Raw genomic sequence first — 16,260 nt, 5'->3', positions numbered from 1 at the left:
CTCGACCGTGCCGACCCGCAACTGCTTCGCGTCGACCTCCGCACCAGCCTGCTTCTTGAACGGCTCCGCCTCCGCCTCATCACCCTCACGGTAAGTCTTGGCAGCAGTACGGACATTGTCCGCCGTCGTCTTCACACCCTCACCCGCCGAACTCACCGCCTCCTTCGCCTTCTCACCCGTCGGATTCACAATCAACGGCAAAAACGCACACAACAACCCATACGCATCCGTCGACATAGCACTGTCCGCCGCCTGCACCGCCGTATGCAAACGATCCACCAAACCGTCCAAATGACTCGCGTGCGCGACCAGATCATCCGGCTCAACCTGAAAAGTGCCCGCCATCAACCGCTCACTTCCAGTCCGTGTTCTTCCAGTCACCGATCACCGGAGGCGCGACAACCTCATCCGGCGAAAAGAACGACGGATCATCCGACTCCACGAAGTCGGCGATCTTATGCTCCTTGTCCTCCGGGCCTTTACCGCCCTTGCCGCCGGCGCCCATGCCGCCCATACCGGGCGAACCGGGTGCGCCCTTGCCGCCCGCGCCCGCGCCGCCGGCGCCGCGCCCGGCCACGCCCTCCTCGGCCGCCGCGCCGCTGCCGCTGCCCGGACCGCCGAGGCCGGAGCCCTTGCCGCCGGAACCGCCCGAACCGCCCGAGCTTCCCGAACCGCCGGAACCGCCCGAGCCGCCGCCGAGGCGGCTGCCGATGCTCTCGCCGTTGACGCCGCCGCCACGGCCGATGGCCGGGATCTTGCCGCCGGTCGCGCCGGGGCCGGAACCGCCGCCCGGACCCAGGCTCGAGCCGGGGTTGATGCCGGGCGGGGTGAACGACGGCGGCGTGTAGCCGGGGCCGGTCCCGCCGGGTCCGGGGCCGCCGCCACCGGGGATGTTGATGTTCGGCACGCCACCGGGGCCCGAACCACCGGGGCCACCGCCCGGGGGCAGGTTCACCGGCGGCGGGGTGAACCCCTGGATGTGCGTGCCGTCGCCGGAATCGCCGCCGGGGCCCCCGCCGGGAGGCAGGCTGAACGACGGGTTGTTGCCGCCACCGCCCGGATTCGAGCCGCCCGGGCCCGAGCCGCCAGGACCGGAGCCGCCGGGGCCCGAACCGCCGGGCCCGCCGCCGGAATCACCTCCGGGAGGCAGGTTCACCGGCGGGTTGCCGCCACTGCCGCCCGGACCACTGCCGCCCGGGCCCGAGCCACCGCCGGAAGATCCGGGCCGGCCGCTCTGGGTGCCGAACCCGGGCTTGTCCCCGCCGCCGGGCCCGGTACCGCCGGGGCCGCCGTTCGGCGAGCCGGGCTGTCCCGCCGGCGAACCCGACTGACCCGAGGCCGAGCCGCCGCCGCTCGAGCCCGCGAGCTTGGGCGGGGGCGGGAACTGGGGCGTCACGACGGCCGAGCCGATCGTCTCGTCGAACCGCGTCATGGTCTGCGCGGCCTGCCCGCGCGCGGCCTGCTGCTCGCGGTAGGTCGCCTGCGCCTGCTCGGCCTGCTGCGCGTACGCGACCGGGTCCTTGATCTGCTGCAGCTGCGCGTTCGAGTCCTGCACCGAGAACGGGACCGGCGGGTTGGCCGCCATCGCCTTCTGCGTCTCGTTCAGCGTCTGCGAGTGGATCTCCTGCTGCCGCCCGGACAGGGTCGCTCCCTGCGCCGTGGTGCCGAGCCATTTGCCGACGTTCGCGAGGTGCTCGCGCGCGGCGTCACCGCCGCCGCCGGACCAGTTCGACGTGCTCGCGTTGATCGCCTGCGCCAGGTTCTGCTGGTGCCCGGCCAGCTCGTTGCCGACGCTGACCCATTCCTCCGAGGAGGCCGCGACCGTGGCGGAGTCGGCGTTCTGCGAGATCGCCTGCTGCATCTGCTCGTGCGAGGCGTTGGCCCAGACGGTGTGCGGCGCGCCGCCGGTCTGGCGGATCTGCAGGCCCTCGTCGAGGCGCTGCCTGGCCTCGTCCAGGTGCTGCTGGTACAGCTCCTGGATCTTCTGGTCCCGGACCTTCGGGTCCACGACCGGGCCGAGCCAGCCGTCCTTGATCTCCTGGTCGATCTGCTCGGTCGCCTCGGCCCGGATCTGGTCGCCCGACAGCACGTCGTCGGGCTTGATCGGGCCCACGTAGTACTTGGACGAGGGGTCGGCGGTCGCGTCGTACAGCGGGCTGCGCGGGTTGTAGTCCGGGGACGACGGGTCGGAGACCGATGAGGCAGGCAACGTCGGGTCGGTGAGAGACACGGGGTTCCCTTCAGCTCTGATCGCCGGCGGCGGGCCGCGGCGCGAACAACTCGCGCGAGCCCTCCTCCCGGTTCCGGTGGTTCTGCCCGGCCGCCTCGGGCTTCGCGGCCGGCAGCGCCTCGACGGTCTCGCTCATCGGGGCACCTCCTTCCTCGGTCGCCGGCCGCGGCGTCAGTAGACGGCGGCGATGGCGTTGCGGACGGCCCGGGCCACCTCGGCCCGGCCCGCGGGTACGTATTTCGCGCTCAGCTCACCGGAATCGCCGGTGGCGGTGTGGACCAGGTAACGGCCGTCCTCGGTGTCCAGCCAGCTGATCGGGTCGCCGGCGAGGCGCTCGCCGTGGCGGCTCCAGGCCGTCACCGCCAGGTGGCCGCCGCCGAGCCGCGGCGCGGCCAGCACGCGCTCCAGCACCTCGACGCCGCCGTTGGCCGAGGGCGCCGGGCGCCGCTCGCCGCGCTGCGGCCGGACCACCCCGCTGACCTCGATCATCCCGAAGGCGTCGGTCTCTTCCTCGTCCTCCGCGGCCTCGGCCCGGCGCCGCGCGGTCATCTTGGACACCGTCTCGGTCGCCTTGCGGTGCACGGTGTGCGCGCCGGTGGTGGCGGCCCGCGCGGGCGGCAGCACCCCGGTGACGACCTCCACCAGGTCCTCGTCGTCGAACAGCGAGAACAGCAGGTCGTCCGAACGCGGGTCCTGGGTGATGCCGAGCGCCTGGCGGCCGTCGGTGAGGGCGAGCACGGCGATGTCGGCGCCGAGGCCGTCCACCCCGGTCACCGCGACCGAGACCCGGTGCTTCGCGATCAGCGCGAACGCCGCGCGCACCTGGGGGCGCAGCTCGCCCTGGATCGACAGCCTGCGGTCTTCCAGTGCCCGGTAGACCTCGGTCGCCACGCGGATGAAGCGCACCGGGTCGGACGGCACCGTGCCGATCCGCAGCGGGTACTGCCGGATGTCACCACCCGTCGCCTGGCCCACCACAAGAGCTTCGACGACGTCGAGCACGAACTCGAACCTGTCCGCCATACCCGAAAGCATCCTTCCCCACGGCGGTTCACACCCGGCCTGAACCGGGCCTGACACCCGCGCGCACAGCACGTCGACTGGCACCACTACAGAGCGTATCAGTCCTGGTGTGGCGGAAAATCACCACTCGAACCGGTGCGCCCGGAAAGACCGTCCATCCGTGTCACGGTGGGCACTCCCGCGGTGCCCTCTCCCCTTTCACGGCGCGCGGCCCGTTCCGGTTCACCCGGGATCGCGGCCCGGCTCAGGCCCGGCGCGACCGGTAGACCCGCAGGTTCAGCCGGACCAGCTCCAGCAGCGGCACCGCCACGCCGAGCTTGTGCGCCCGGTCCACCAGGTCGCCGAAGATCTGCTCGCCCTCGACCTCGAGCCCGGCGGTCAGGTCGCGGTACAGCGACGGCGCGCGCGGTGAGCCCGGCTCGGTCACGGCGGCGCGGGTGTTCGCCAGCGACGCCGCGGGCACCGGGTAGCCCGCCGCCTCGGCGACGGCCGCGCACTCGGCGACGACAGCCTCCGCGAACTCGATCCCGCCGGGCTGGTCGGCGACCTCGCCGACGGTGCCGCGCATCAGCGAGGTGACCGCGCCGAGCGAGGCGATGAAGACCCATTTGCCCCACATGTCCGCCAGAATGCCGGTCGAGAGGGTGGCGTCGAAGCCGGCGCCCGACAGCTCGGCGTGCACCTGCGCCAGCGCGGCGGGCGCGGGCTCGGCCCGGGCGCCGTAGGTCAGCGACTGGAGGTCGAACAGCCGGCGGATGTCGCCGTCACCGTCCACTGTGGTCATCACGATCGCGACCCCGCCGAGCACGCGCTCCTCGCCGAAGCGGGCCACCAGCTCGTCGATGTGGTGCAGGCCGTTGAGCACCGGCAGGATCAGCGTCCCCGGGCCCACCGCGGGCGCCACGTCCTCGATCGCCGCCGCCAGCCCCGCCGCCTTGACCGTGAACAGCACCAGGTCGTACGGCCCGGACAGTTCGCCCGCGCGGACCAGTTTCGGGCTGAGCACGGTGTTCTCGCCCAGGCCGGTGATCCGCAGCCCGCGCTCCTCGACCACCCGCGCGCGCCCGGGGCGCACCAGGAAGGTCACGTCCCGGCCGGCCTGGACCAGCCTGCCGCCGAACAGCCCGCCGGTCGCGCCGGCGCCGACCACCAATATCCGCATTCCACTCGTCACCCCGCCGACGGTAGGCCTCTGGCTTGCGACTGGCAAGGCAGACGCGGGGTCAGGCGCCGACGACGCCGTCGATGCCCTCGCGGAGGAAGTCGGCGTGGCCGTTGTGGCGGGCGTACTCGTGGATGAGGTGCAGCATCACCAGCCGCAGCGAGACGTCCTCGCCGCCGCGGTGGTTGCGGGCGACGACGTCGAGGGACTCCGCCTGCTCCTCGATCCGGCGCGCCCGCGCGACCTCGGCCTCCCAGGCGGCGAATGCCTCGGACCGCGTCGATTCGGCCGCGTCGTAGGCGACCTGGAAGTCGCCCTCGGTGGACCAGACCAGGCCGACGTCCTCCTGGCCGATCACGCGGCGGAACCAGGCGCGCTCGACCTCGGCCATATGCCGCACGAGGCCCAGCAGCGACAGCGTCGACGGCGGCATCGACTGCCGCCGCAGGTCCTCGTCGGACAGCCCGTCGCACTTCATCGCCAGGGTGGCGCGGTGGTAGTCGAGGAACGCGCGCAGCATCTCGCGCTCGCCCGCGGTCGTCGGCGGGCCGATCCGTTCCGTGCTCATCCGCGGTCCTTCCCCCAGGTACGGGGTCAGCCTACCGGCGCGCCGAGGTGCGCCAGCAGGGCGGCGACCTTGTCGTCCAACTCGCGCCCGACCGCGGCGACCGCGGGCCGGTCGAAGCTGCCGAACCGGCTGCTGGGCAGGTCGATGGTGAACCAGGCCGCGCCGTCGCCGTCCTCGTGGATGGTGGTGCGCAGCGGCGCGAGCATCACGCCGGGGTCATGGGCGAACATCCGCCGGGCGATGGTGTGGTTGCCCATCAGGTAGGTCACGCACGGCCGGACCGGGCCGGCCAGGCCCATCACCGCCGCGGCGTCGGTCTCCCAGTACCGCATGAAGCCGTGCGGCGCACCGGCTTCCGCGGCCGCCTCGACCTCCGGCCAGCCCGCGCCGCGGGCGACGAGCCGCCCCAATCCTTCGAGGTCCACCTTCGGCACGGCTTCCTCGTACCGGGCCCGGAAATCCGCGAACGACGCCCGCGCGGGCACCTCCAGCCGTACCGCCTCGTGGTTGATCCGGCGTGTGCTCACGGGCTCCTCCGGTTCACTGTGGACGTTCACTGTGGACGATTGCGGCGGCGGATCTCCAGGAACACCAGCGGGGCCAGCACCAGGCAGCAGGCGCCGATCACGGCGGCGACCAGCACCGTGGCGGACGGCAGCCCGTGCGCGATCGCGAGCAGGCCGACGCCGATCACCGGGCCGCCGAGCCCGACGTAGCTCACCACGTAGTAGGTGCCGATCACCGAGCCCCGCTCCTCGGGCGGCGTGACGGCGCCCAGCTCCGCGAGCGCGCCGGTGAACACCAGCCCGTGGCCGGCGCCCGTGCCGAGCATCGCGGGGACCACCAGCCACGGCAGGTGCGCGCCGTTCGCGAGCACCAGCACGGCCAGCCCGGCGGCGAGCACCACCAGGCCGCTCGCCTGGGCCGCGGTGGGCGGCAGCCGGCGAGCCCCGAACTGGACGAACCCGGAGGTGGCGATCATCAGCGCGAGCGCCGCCGCGGCGACGGCGAGGTTCGCCGAGCCCAGCAGGGTGCCGACGAGCGAGGGCACCACCGCCGAGAACATCCCGAGCACCGCCCAGGCCAGGAACGAGGACGCGGCCACGATCACGAACGTCCGCCGGATCGCGGCCGGGACGCCCAGCCGCGGCGGGCGCCAGCCACGCACCTGCACCGGCGCCGGCCGGGGCGTGCGCCACACCAAGCAGGCGACGGCCAGCACCGCGGCCGCGTGCACGGCGAACGAAAGGTGCCGCGGCGCCGGACCGTACTGGGCGAGCAGCCCGCCGGCCAGCGGCCCGAGCGCGAGGCCGAAGGTGACACAGGCGGTGGCCGTCATCGCGGCCCGGCGCTGACCTCGCGGGCCCTCCCCCGCGCTGTCGCCGAGCATCGCCTGCGCCGCCGCCGCGCCCGCGCCCATCCCGAGCCCCTGCGCGATCCGCGCCACGAACAGCCAGCCGGTGCCGGGCGCCAGCGCGAACACCACGTCACCGGCCAGGAACGCGCCCAGTGCGAAGAGCATCGGGCCCCGCCGCCCGACCAGGTCCGACAACGGGCCGGACACCAGCAGCGCGGGCACGATCACCGCCACCGCGGTCGCGTACAGCAGCGTCTGCACTAGTGCGGAGAAGCCGAAAGTGCCGCGCAGCAACGCATACAGCGCGCTCGGCAGGTTGTTGCCGGAGTAGAGCGCCGCCAGCGTCGCCGCCGCGGCCGTGAACGACCGGCGTCCGGTGACGGCGGGCGCGAGCACTGATTCCGGCATGACCGAACCGTAGGCCGTTAGCTTTTTTAGCGCAAGTCAGCTAGTCCAGGCAGCTCAGGAGACCGGATCGACCAGCGGGAACGGCTCCCGCGACCGCCACGGCCGGTACCACAGCTGTTCCTCCCGCGGCATCGGCTCGCCGCAGTGCGCGCAGTACGCGCCGGGGCGGGTCTTCGCGCCGCAGGCCCGGTGGACGATGCGCATGCGGCCGGCCGGCGGGTCGGCGCGGGTGTGCTCGTCGCCCCAGGCGGCCAGCGCCAGGAGGACCGGCAGGGCGTCCGCGCCCGCTTTCGTGAGCCGGTACTCATGACGGGTGCGGCCGCCGTCGCGGTAGGGCAGGCGGGCGAGCAGGCCCGCGTCGGTCAGCTTGCCGAGCCGGGCGGAGAGCACGTTGTCCGCGATGCCGAGTTCGCCGCGGAACTCGTCGAAGCGGGTGGTGCCGGTGTTGGCGTTGCGCAGGATCAGCAGCGTCCAGGGCTCGCCGAGGACGTCGACCGCGCGGGCGATGGGGCAGGCCTGGCCGGCCCATTCGATCCGTGGTGCCATGCCGCCGCTCCCTCTGCCTTGCGCCGTGCAAGCCGTTCCCGACGTTAGCACGCACCCCCGGCCACAGCGTCTCCACAGCAAGACACAGCAAACGGACAGGCGGAATCCGGTGCCGGCCGGAACTCGCGGCGCGTTGTCGAAGCATGGCCGTACGACTGAGATGGACTCTCGCGAGCGCCGGACTCACCGCGGTGGCACTGACGGCTGTCGTCGCGCTGACCGCGAGCGGCCGGACCGTGACGACGGCCGCCGTCACCGAACCGCCCGCCCCGGCGCCGTCTTCGAGCGGTCCCCCACCGTCCACAAGTGAATCCCCCACCAGCGCGCCGTCGGTCCCGTTGCCGGATCCCGCCGAGGTGGCCGAAGCAGTCACCGACGCGGTGACCGCTTCGTCGAAGGGCACGGACGTGGGCCTCGTGGTGCTCGACCGCAAGACGGGCGCCACCCTCGCCGCCACCGACGCGGACACGCCCTACTACACCGCTTCCGTCGTCAAGCTCCTGATCGCGCTCGACTCGCTGTACGACAACGGAATCTGGCAGGTGCCCGTCGACAACGACGAAACCGACCTCACCGACATGCTCGCCGGGAGCGACGACGCCATCGCGTCACAGCTGTGGGAGGAGGACGGCGGGACCACGATCGTCGGGCGGATGGCCGATCTGATGGGCCTGGACCACACCGTCGCGCCGGCCGACCCCGGCCAGTGGGGCATGACGAAGATGAGCCCCGGCGACGTCGTCACCACCTATCAGTACCTGGAGGACACCGTTCCCGACGACACGGCGCAGCCGCTGCTCACCGCGATGGCCGACGCCCGCCAGCCGGCCGACGACGGCTACCCGCAGTACTTCGGCATCCCCGACGGGCTGCCGGGTTCGACCTGGGAAATCAAGCAGGGCTGGATGATCCTGCGCTCGGCGCTGGTGCTGAACACGACGGGCCTCGTGGACTCGCGCTACGTCGTGGTGCTGCTCACGCAGCAGCCCGCCGCCACCTCCTCGGCGAAGGGGCGCACCGCCGTCACCGCCGGGATCAAGGCGCTGGCCCCGACCTTGGCAGCGGCCGCCGCCGACTGATAAACCGCTGGCGTGGCCGTGGATACTGGTGATCATGAGTGGGGAGATGAAGCTCGCGGAGGCGCTCGCGCTGCGCTCCGACGCCACGAAGCGGGTCGAGCAGCTGCGCACGCGCATCGTCGCGAACGCGCGTTACCAGGAGGGTGAGACGCCGGCCGAGGACGCCGTCGAGCTGCTGGCCGAGGCCGGCTCCACAATGGACGAACTGGAGTCGCTGATCCGCCGGATCAACCGCACCAACTCGGCCACGCCACTGGGCTCCGGCACGATGACCGACGCCCTCGCCCGCCGCGACGTGCTCCGCCTGCGCCACAGTGTCCTCACCGCGGCGGCCGACGCCGCCGCCGGCCGCGCCCAGGGCATGGGTCGCCAGCTGCGTTCGGAGCTGCGGTACCTGGCCGCCCTGCCGGTCGCCGAGCTGCGCGCGCGGGCCGACCGCGTGGCGGTGGAGCTGCGCGGGGTGGACGTGGACATCCAGCGCACCAACTGGGAGGCCGACCTCCTGGACTGAACTCCGGCACGGAAAGCCGGTAACCCGCCCCGGGAAAGCGAGCACAAGCCGAGAGCCGGCGGTTTTTCCGGCTCCCTCCTGGTACGCGGTGGGCAGCGTTGGGGTTCGATTCCCCGCCGACAAGGCAGCCCAGCACCGGGTACAGGTGACCGCGCAGGCGGCACGCCTCACCACCACGTGCTGATTCCCGGAGCGGGTGAGGGCGGGTCAGGGGATTTTCCGTGCCGTGGCGCGGTGTCTCCCGGTGTGACGACCGGGAGACACCGCTTTTTCCTTACCGGGCCGGCATCGAGCGGGCCCGGTCGAGGTCCGGGCCGCGGTAGAGGCGTTCCGGGATCCGGGCCAAAGTGGACTCGTGCGCCCGCGGGCCCAGGCCGTACAGCTGCTGGAAGCTCATGATCAGCGGCCGCCAGCGGTCCGGGTCGACGCGGTCGGCCGTGCCGGGCAGGCGGATGTCCTCGTGCACGAAGACCCGCTGGACGCGGACCTCCAGGCCGACCACACCACCGCGCTGGGCCTCGTCCTCGTCGGCGAACGGGTGCACCGACTCCAGCACGGCCTCCATCGCCACCGGGCACTCGGCGACGCGCGGCGGCGCCACTGTCTCGGACGGAATCGGGGTGAGGCCGGCGCGCTCGAACTTGTCCGCGACGTGGAAGTAACCGCGCTTGACCTTGCCCGGCGGCACGGGGTCCGACCCGGTGGTCAGCGCGAGCCGGTCCACCGCGGCGGCCAGCGCGTCGGACGGCAGGTTCAGCACGCACTCCCGGGTGCGCCGGAGGTTCACGGTCGTCTTCGAGCGCGCGCCGAGCCCCAGCATTCCGCGCCAGCCCAGCCAGAACGCCGACGACATCGGCGCCAGGTTCGGCGAACCGTCCTCATTGGACGTGGAGATCAGCACCACCGGAGTGCCGAAGTACAGGATGCCCGGCTCGATCGCCGTGTGGGCGGGAAAAGTGGTGTTCACGCCTCTATTCTGCGAAACCCGCCGCTGCCGGGCTGGCGGGAAACGGACGTGGCGATCACGGCGCCGGCCTCAGCCCGCGAACGCCGCCCGCCCGAGGACCACCGCGAGCACCAGCCCGCCGATCCCGATCGCGATCCGCAACGGCGTCGCGGGCAGATACCGCACGATCACCGAGCCCAGCCACGAGCCGGCCACCGATCCCGCGCACAGCGCGAGCGCGGCGGGCCAGGCCACGTCGCCGGTGAAACAGAAGACGACCGCGGCGATCAGGTTCGCGGTGCCGGTGGCGATGTTCTTGGCGGCGTTCGTGCGGGCCAGCGGCTGGCTCCAGACCGTGGTGAGCAGCGCGAGCATCAGCACCCCGGCCGCCGCGCCGAAGTACCCGCCGTACACGCCGACCAGGAACGCGGCGACGCCCGTCACCGGGCCGATCCCGTGGTGCTCCGCGCGTTCGGCCATCCGGCGCAGCCGCGGCCCGGCCATCAGCACCAGCGACGCGCCCCCGATCAGCCAGGGCACCACCTTCGTGAACGCGCCGGGCGGGGTCAGCAGCAGCACCAGGCTCCCGCAGCCGCCGCCGGCCGTGGTGATCAGGCACAGCGGCAGCAGCCGCCGGCCCTGCCCCTTCAGCTCCGGCCGCGCGCCCGCCGCCGCCCCGGCCGTGGTGCCGAGCATCGCGACGGTGTTGGTCATGTTCGCGGCCAGCGGCGGCAGCCCGGCCGCCAGCAGCGCCGGGTACGACACGAGCGAGGCCAGCCCCGCGGTGGCGCCGGTGAGCCCCGCGCCCACCCCGGCCAGCAGCAACAGGGAGAGTTCGCCCGCGGTCAAGATCACCGCGCCATCAGACCATGCCGGGCGTTCGCGGCCGACGGCGTCTCGCTGTCCGAAATCGGACGGGTTCGGCCCCGGCCCTTGCCCGGGGCCCGGCGCCGCGGACACAATCGCGCCGACACGATGACAAGGTTGTCAGCGAGGTGGCGGTTGTGCACGGATCGGATGGGCTTAACCGGCGACAGGCCCTGCGCGTACTGGGCGCGGGCGGGGTGGCGGTGTTCGCCGCCGGCCTGGTGACACCGATGGCAGCGGCGGCCGAACCCGCGCCCGCCGGGAGCACCGGGGGCCGCCCGGCCGGCCCGCCCGATGACGTCGCCGCGACCTACCACCGGGTGCTGCTGCGGCACACCCGCTGGGCCGAGTCGCAGTTCGACGCCGCCAAGGGGATCTACCCGGCCACGGACTTCACCTTCGCCGTGGTGCTGGGCAACGCGGTGCTGCTGACCCGCGACGGCTACGACGCGTCGGTGACCGGTGTGTCACAGGACGTGCTGCACAAGCACACCGTCGACACCATCCGGCACTTCGCGGCGTCCAATCTGCTCACCGGCGGCACGGAATGGGGCAAGCGGCTGTTCTTCGACACCACCTTCCAGTCCTACTTCCAGCTCGCCGCCCGTCTACTGTGGACGGACCTGGACGACGCGACCCGTGCCAATGTCGAGAAAATCGCCACCGAGCAAGCCGCGTACACCACAGCGCTCGGCACGGGCAACGACCCGATGTCCGGCGACTGGACGCCGCACGGGCTGACCGGCGGTTACGTCGGCGACACGAAACTCGAGGAGATGGGCGTCTACGCGCAGTCGCTGGCGCCCGGGCTGGCCTGGGCGCCCGGCGACCCGCGCGCGGCCGCGTGGCGCTCCTCCTTCGGTGCGTGGAGCCGCAACGAGGGCGGCCTGCCCGCCGCGGACCTGGCCAACCCCCGGCTCGTCGACGGGATCGCCGTCTCCGCGAACACCGCGACCAACCTGTACGACACGTTCCTGGTGGAGAACCACGGCTCGTTCGGGCCGCATTACCAGGAAGAGCTGTGGCGGACCTCGGGCCGCAACTCGATGCACTTCCTGCTTTCCGGCCAACCGCTGCCGGAAGTGCTTACCGCGCAACCGAACGGCGAACTGCTGTGGCGCACCATGCTGCTGATGACCAGCGACGCGGGCGAGCCGCTGATGCCGATGGTGAACGACCGCGAGCACCTCTACGGCCGGGACGTCATCCCGCTCGCCTTCCGTGCGCAGGTGCTCGGCGACCGTTACGCGGCAAGGGCCGAGGCTGACCTCGCCGCGCGGCTGGAGCCGTACCAGGCGTACCCGCCGGTGGACCGCGTCACGAAGTTCTCCGGTGAGCCGAAGTACGAGCCCGAAGCCCGCGCGGAGATCGCGATCAGCTACCTGCTGCACGAGTGGCGCGCGAGTCACGGTGGGACGGTGCGGCCGGTGAGCGTGGCGGAGTTCGACGCGCACGCCCTGGGCGTTGCCGATTTCGGGACCGGGCCCGGCCTGGTCGCGCATCGCTCCCCCGCCGCGTGGGCGGCGACGGTCACCAAGCCCGGATTCGTCAAGTTCGCCTGGCAGCCGCACCACGACGACTGGCTCTTCGCCCTGAGCGGCGCGACGCCGATGTTCCTGCCCTCGACCGCGCTCGCCGTACGCGAGCGCCACACCGCGACGTGGACGAAGGTCCGCGACGGCTTCGACGGCAGTGTCGGCGTGCTGAAGTTCGACACCGGGTACGCGGGCTTCGCGACGCTGCCGACCGGCGCCGCCGTGTACGCGAGCACGGGTGTGGCGGACGGCGAAGGCGTCGTGTCCGTCTACAACCTCGACATGCCCGGAATGCCGGGCCTCGACGGCGGCCGTACTTACCGCGCTGCCGAAGGAACTGTGACCGTCCCGGTCGCGACGGCGCCTCCCGCGGGCGGCCGGGTGGACGACCTCGTGTTCCCGGCCGTGACCGCCCGGTACGTCCGGATGCTCGGCGTGCAGCCGGATCCGGCGTACGGCTATTCGTTGTGGGCTTTCGAGGTCCGCGACGGCGCGTCCGGTGCCGACCTCGCGCGGGCCGGGACCGCGACGGCTTCGTCCGCCGCGCCGGGCAAGGAGGCGAAGCTCGCGACCGACGGCGACCCGGCGACGCGGTGGGCGGTGTCGACGGCCGACCGGCCGCGCGCGGACAGCTGGCTCGCGGTGGACCTCGGCGCACCGCAGGCGTTCGACCGCGTCCGGCTCAGCTGGGAAGCGGCGGCCGGGCGGAAGTACCGCGTGGAAACCTCGGCCGACGGCGTCACCTGGGCTCCGTCGGCGACCTACCCGAAGCCCGCGCTCACCACCACGGGCGGCTGGCTGGACGTCGACGGCCGGGCCGGTTTCGTGGTCTCCGGCTCCGAACGGCCGATCACGGTCTCCGGCGACCGGCTCGCGCTCGCGGACGGGCCGGTCGCGCCGATGCTGGTGGAGTGCTACCCGGACCCGCGCGATCTCGCCGCTGTGTCTCGCGGGGCGCGTCCGGCCAGCAGCGCGCCGTCCGTGCGTGCGTCCGTTGTGGACGGTCACCTGGTGCTGCTCAACCTCTCCGGCGCCGCGGCGACGACGGTGGTTTCGCTGCCGCAGCCGGGCGGGTCCGTCGCGCTGTACCGCGGCGAGCAGGTGGTGACAGCCGGCGGATCCGACCTGACCGCGGCGCTGGCCCCCGCGGAGGGACGGATCGAGCCCGCGTGGTTCACGTTGCGTGGCGCCTTCGGCCGCGCGGTGCCGGCTCGCCTGCGGGCCACGGTGTCCCATGCGGCGGAGCTGAAGCTGACTGCTCCGGCCGGCGCGCCGATGCTGCTGACCGTCCAGCCGGCCGGGGAGCCCGCGCGCACCGTCACGGTCCCCGGTGGCCGCACGGTCACCGTCACCGCCCGGCAGACCCGCCCGTACCCGCTGGACGACCTGGCACTCGGCGCCGTCACCTTCCCGGCAGAGCCGCTGCCGCAAGGGATGTCGTCCCCCGGCGCCGCCGTCGACGACAACCCGGCCACGGCCTGGCACCCCGGGGCGAACGGCCGGATGGTGGTCGACCTGGGCGCTGTCGTACCGGTCGCCGCCGCCGAGCTGTCCTGGGCGCCGGGCCGGATTCCCACCGCGGCGGTGGAGTACAGCACCGACGGCCGGACTTACACCGCGGCGCCTGCGCCCGGCCGTGGCCGCACGGTTTCGGTGCCACTGAAGGCATCCGCCCGTTACGTCGCCGTCCGCGTCACCGACTCCCGACCCGGCGCCGCGGACCTGACCCGGCTGAGCGTCCGCGGCTGAGCCAGCGCTGGGTGACAATCGATTCTGCTTGAGGTGCGGCGGGAATGTGTCTGCGGCCGGTAACACCCCAGCTGGACACTACGCACCACTACGCGGATGCCCGAGCAGGAGAAACACCGGCAGTCACATCTGCCTGCTTTTGAGCGAGGCACAAGCCTCATCTCCTTCCACTGGCCTCTGCACAAAGGCACCGGGGGCAAACAAATAAAAGCGCCATTATGGATTAACGTGGACCCACAATGACGCCGTCACCGAAGAATCAGCTGGCGATGTGCCCCAGCCCCGCAGGCAACGTCAAACTGTGCCCCGTGTGCTCCACCTTCGCCCGCAAATACCGGACATTCGTCTCCGTCGCGAACACCCCCGTGCGCACGCGCTCACGCACGTCGACCCCACCGGTGGTCAGCTGGGCGGCCTTGTCCGGGTTGTTCGACAGCAGGTCCACGCGGGCGACGCCCAGCGCCTGCAGCATCTGTGCGGCAGCGGTGTAGTCGCGGGCGTCCTCGGGCAGGCCGAGCGCGGCGTTGGCGGCGTAGGTGTCGAGGCCGTCGTCCTGGAGCGCGTACGCGTCGAGCTTGTTGTACAGGCCGATGCCGCGGCCCTCTTGGCGCAGGTACAGCAGGTAGCCGCCGGTCTCGGCGATGCGGGCGACCGACTCCCCCAGCTGGGGGCCGCAGTCGCAGCGGGCCGAGCCGAAGACGTCGCCGGTCAGGCACTCGGAGTGCATCCGCACCAGCGGCACCGGGCCGGGTTCGCCGAGCACGAACGCGAGGTGCTCGAGCCCGTCGGCGAGCCCGCGGAACGTGACAGCCTCCGCCTCGACGGCCGGACCGCCATCGAACCGCAGCGGGATCCGCACCCGCGTACGCACCTCCGCCGCCGCCACCGTGGTCATCGACCAGCTCCGTTCACCCCTGGTGGTTCAAATTCGAACCAAGCCCCGATCGACCCTACAACATGGTTCAAATTGGAACAACCTGCGTTACCCTTGGTGCCATGGCCGAACCCCGATGGCTCACCGAGCGCCAGCTGCAGACCTGGCAGGCCTTCCTGGCGGTGAGCTCGCAGCTCAACCGGCGCGTCGAGCAGCAGCTGCGGGACGACGCGGGTCTTTCGCACCCACAGTACGAAGTTCTGGCCCGGCTCGCCGCCGCCGGCGGTGCGCTGCGGATGACCGACCTCGCGGGCGCGGCGCTGACGTCGAAGAGCGGGCTGAGCTATCAGGTCGGCCAGCTGGAGAAGGCGGGGCTGGTCGGCCGCCGCTCGTGCGAGTCCGACGACCGCGGGGTGACCGCCTTCCTGACCGAACACGGCTGGTCCGAGCTGCGGGCCGCGGCCGCGGGCCACGCCGGGCTGGTCGGCGAACTGCTCGTCGACGCGCTGAGCCCGGACCAGTTCGCCGCCTTCGCCGCGGCACTGGAAACCCTCGCGACGCACCTGAACCGGGGGCCGCGGAAGACGGCGGTGTGACGCTTCCCTCACGACCCGGCCGCGCCGCCGCTGGACGTCACCGGCCCGTCGTCGCCTGAGTCCAATCGACACCGCCGTCACCCGAAGAACCGCTCAGCAGCGCCAGGTCCGGCGGCACCAGCACCGCCGCGGCGAGCAGGGCTTCGAGCAGCGACCCGTCCGCCGCGCCCGGGTGGAAGCGGGCGCGCACCTGCTCGACGACCACCCCCACCGCCGCCGGGCTCCAGGCGCCCGCCGGGTCCAGGCGCAGGAGCTGATCGGCCGCGCGCAGCAGCGGCAACGGGCGCGGCCGCGCCTCCCAGCGCAGGAAACTCTGGCCCAGCACGGCGAAAACGAGCCGTTCGCGCGCCCGCAGCCCCCCTGCGGCTGCGGCCGGCACGACCGGGCTCCCGTCGGCGACGCGGACCTCCAGCACGTGCTCGCGCCCCCGCGAGCCGTGCACATACAGCGGCAGGTAGCCCGGCGGCAGCGGCACGGGGTCGGCGCCGGTGAACAGCAGCCGCGACTCCGGCAGCCGCAACGGCACCTTGCCGGTGGCCCGCACCCACCAGCGGTCGCGGTCGTGTTCGAGCACCCCGTGGCGACGGCTCACGCGCCGGTCGTCCTCCCCCACCGGCACCGAGACCTCGGCCGTGTTGCGCCCGAACGTGACCGGCCCCGCCGCCGTCGGCGGCACCAGCACTCCCCCGGCCGGCCCGAGCACCACCAGCGTCCCCGCCGGCGACGGGAACCCGTGCGCCAGACTGGGGTGCCCGGCGGGCAGTGTGCGCACGACCTCGCCTGCGGCCACGCCCTACCCCCAACCCGAT

General features: G+C 72.9%; 17 protein-coding genes. 4 read left to right on the top strand and 13 right to left on the bottom strand.

The window, feature by feature from the left end:
• From BMY97_RS35430 to BMY97_RS35395, 9 genes are all read right to left on the bottom strand, one after another.
• Positions 1 to 345, bottom strand: a 345-nt coding sequence (locus BMY97_RS35430) for a type VII secretion target (RefSeq protein ID WP_091625895.1), incomplete at its 3' end; no start/stop codon positions are given.
• A gap of 7 nt (positions 346 to 352) precedes the next feature.
• On the bottom strand, positions 353 to 2,230 hold the full coding sequence (locus tag BMY97_RS35425) for a hypothetical protein (RefSeq protein WP_091625893.1): 1,878 nt from the start codon (positions 2,228 to 2,230) through the stop codon (positions 353 to 355).
• Positions 2,231 to 2,240: 10 nt separating this feature from the next.
• Positions 2,241 to 2,366 carry a hypothetical protein gene (locus BMY97_RS49230; protein ID WP_281246954.1) on the bottom strand — a complete coding sequence of 42 codons (126 nt, stop codon included), beginning with the start codon at positions 2,364 to 2,366 and terminating at the stop codon, positions 2,241 to 2,243.
• A 35-nt stretch (positions 2,367 to 2,401) separates the two neighbouring features.
• Positions 2,402 to 3,253 carry an ESX secretion-associated protein EspG gene (locus BMY97_RS35420; RefSeq protein ID WP_091625890.1) on the bottom strand — a complete coding sequence of 284 codons (852 nt, stop codon included), beginning with the start codon at positions 3,251 to 3,253 and terminating at the stop codon, positions 2,402 to 2,404.
• A 244-nt stretch (positions 3,254 to 3,497) separates the two neighbouring features.
• The gene (locus BMY97_RS35415) at positions 3,498 to 4,427 is read right to left on the bottom strand and encodes a ketopantoate reductase family protein (RefSeq protein WP_218156947.1); all 930 of its coding nucleotides are present in this window, start codon (positions 4,425 to 4,427) and stop codon (positions 3,498 to 3,500) included.
• A gap of 49 nt (positions 4,428 to 4,476) precedes the next feature.
• Entirely contained in the window at positions 4,477 to 4,983 is a 507-nt protein-coding gene (locus tag BMY97_RS35410) for a DinB family protein (RefSeq protein WP_091625884.1), read from the bottom strand.
• Positions 4,984 to 5,009: 26 nt separating this feature from the next.
• A complete protein-coding gene (locus BMY97_RS35405) occupies positions 5,010 to 5,510 on the bottom strand; it encodes a DUF302 domain-containing protein (RefSeq protein WP_218156946.1) in 501 nt (166 codons plus the stop codon).
• Between the two features lie 26 nt (positions 5,511 to 5,536).
• On the bottom strand, positions 5,537 to 6,748 hold the full coding sequence (locus tag BMY97_RS35400; RefSeq protein WP_091625881.1) for an MFS transporter: 1,212 nt from the start codon (positions 6,746 to 6,748) through the stop codon (positions 5,537 to 5,539).
• 54 nt (positions 6,749 to 6,802) lie between these two features.
• Positions 6,803 to 7,294: a winged helix-turn-helix transcriptional regulator gene (locus tag BMY97_RS35395; RefSeq protein ID WP_091625878.1), complete on the bottom strand. Its 492-nt coding sequence runs from the start codon at positions 7,292 to 7,294 to the stop codon at positions 6,803 to 6,805.
• 191 nt (positions 7,295 to 7,485) lie between these two features.
• Between BMY97_RS35395 and BMY97_RS35390 the strand changes: the two genes are divergently transcribed.
• Together BMY97_RS35390 and BMY97_RS35385 are read left to right on the top strand one after the other, a co-directional pair.
• Positions 7,486 to 8,373, top strand: a complete 888-nt coding sequence (locus tag BMY97_RS35390; protein ID WP_091625875.1) for a serine hydrolase — start codon at positions 7,486 to 7,488, stop codon at positions 8,371 to 8,373.
• A gap of 34 nt (positions 8,374 to 8,407) precedes the next feature.
• On the top strand, positions 8,408 to 8,884 hold the full coding sequence (locus tag BMY97_RS35385; RefSeq protein ID WP_245787664.1) for a DIP1984 family protein: 477 nt from the start codon (positions 8,408 to 8,410) through the stop codon (positions 8,882 to 8,884).
• Between the two features lie 274 nt (positions 8,885 to 9,158).
• Here the strand turns inward: BMY97_RS35385 and BMY97_RS35380 are convergent, their stop codons facing one another.
• Positions 9,159 to 9,851: a flavin reductase family protein gene (locus BMY97_RS35380; protein ID WP_091625868.1), complete on the bottom strand. Its 693-nt coding sequence runs from the start codon at positions 9,849 to 9,851 to the stop codon at positions 9,159 to 9,161.
• 69 nt (positions 9,852 to 9,920) lie between these two features.
• Positions 9,921 to 10,679 carry a sulfite exporter TauE/SafE family protein gene (locus tag BMY97_RS35375; RefSeq protein ID WP_425425373.1) on the bottom strand — a complete coding sequence of 253 codons (759 nt, stop codon included), beginning with the start codon at positions 10,677 to 10,679 and terminating at the stop codon, positions 9,921 to 9,923.
• Positions 10,680 to 10,834: 155 nt separating this feature from the next.
• On the opposite strand from BMY97_RS35375, the gene BMY97_RS35370 reads away from it, so the two are divergent.
• On the top strand, positions 10,835 to 13,981 hold the full coding sequence (locus BMY97_RS35370; RefSeq protein WP_245787663.1) for a discoidin domain-containing protein: 3,147 nt from the start codon (positions 10,835 to 10,837) through the stop codon (positions 13,979 to 13,981).
• 259 nt (positions 13,982 to 14,240) lie between these two features.
• Here BMY97_RS35370 and BMY97_RS35365 read toward each other — a convergent pair whose 3' ends face one another.
• On the bottom strand, positions 14,241 to 14,876 hold the full coding sequence (locus BMY97_RS35365; RefSeq protein WP_091625861.1) for a GTP cyclohydrolase II: 636 nt from the start codon (positions 14,874 to 14,876) through the stop codon (positions 14,241 to 14,243).
• Between the two features lie 101 nt (positions 14,877 to 14,977).
• Here BMY97_RS35365 and BMY97_RS35360 point away from each other — a divergent pair, with 101 nt between their 5' ends.
• On the top strand, positions 14,978 to 15,451 hold the full coding sequence (locus tag BMY97_RS35360) for a MarR family winged helix-turn-helix transcriptional regulator (protein WP_091625858.1): 474 nt from the start codon (positions 14,978 to 14,980) through the stop codon (positions 15,449 to 15,451).
• Between the two features lie 37 nt (positions 15,452 to 15,488).
• On the opposite strand, the gene BMY97_RS35355 is transcribed toward BMY97_RS35360, so the two are convergent.
• On the bottom strand, positions 15,489 to 16,223 hold the full coding sequence (locus BMY97_RS35355; RefSeq protein ID WP_143086376.1) for an FHA domain-containing protein: 735 nt from the start codon (positions 16,221 to 16,223) through the stop codon (positions 15,489 to 15,491).
• Positions 16,224 to 16,260: the final 37 nt, after the last annotated feature.

The organism is Amycolatopsis saalfeldensis (genome assembly GCF_900110575.1).
In the GTDB taxonomy this organism is placed as follows: Bacteria; Actinomycetota; Actinomycetes; order Mycobacteriales; family Pseudonocardiaceae; genus Amycolatopsis; species Amycolatopsis saalfeldensis.
Note: the sequence above shows the minus strand (reverse complement) of the source record. Positions and strands in the feature narration are given on the sequence as shown.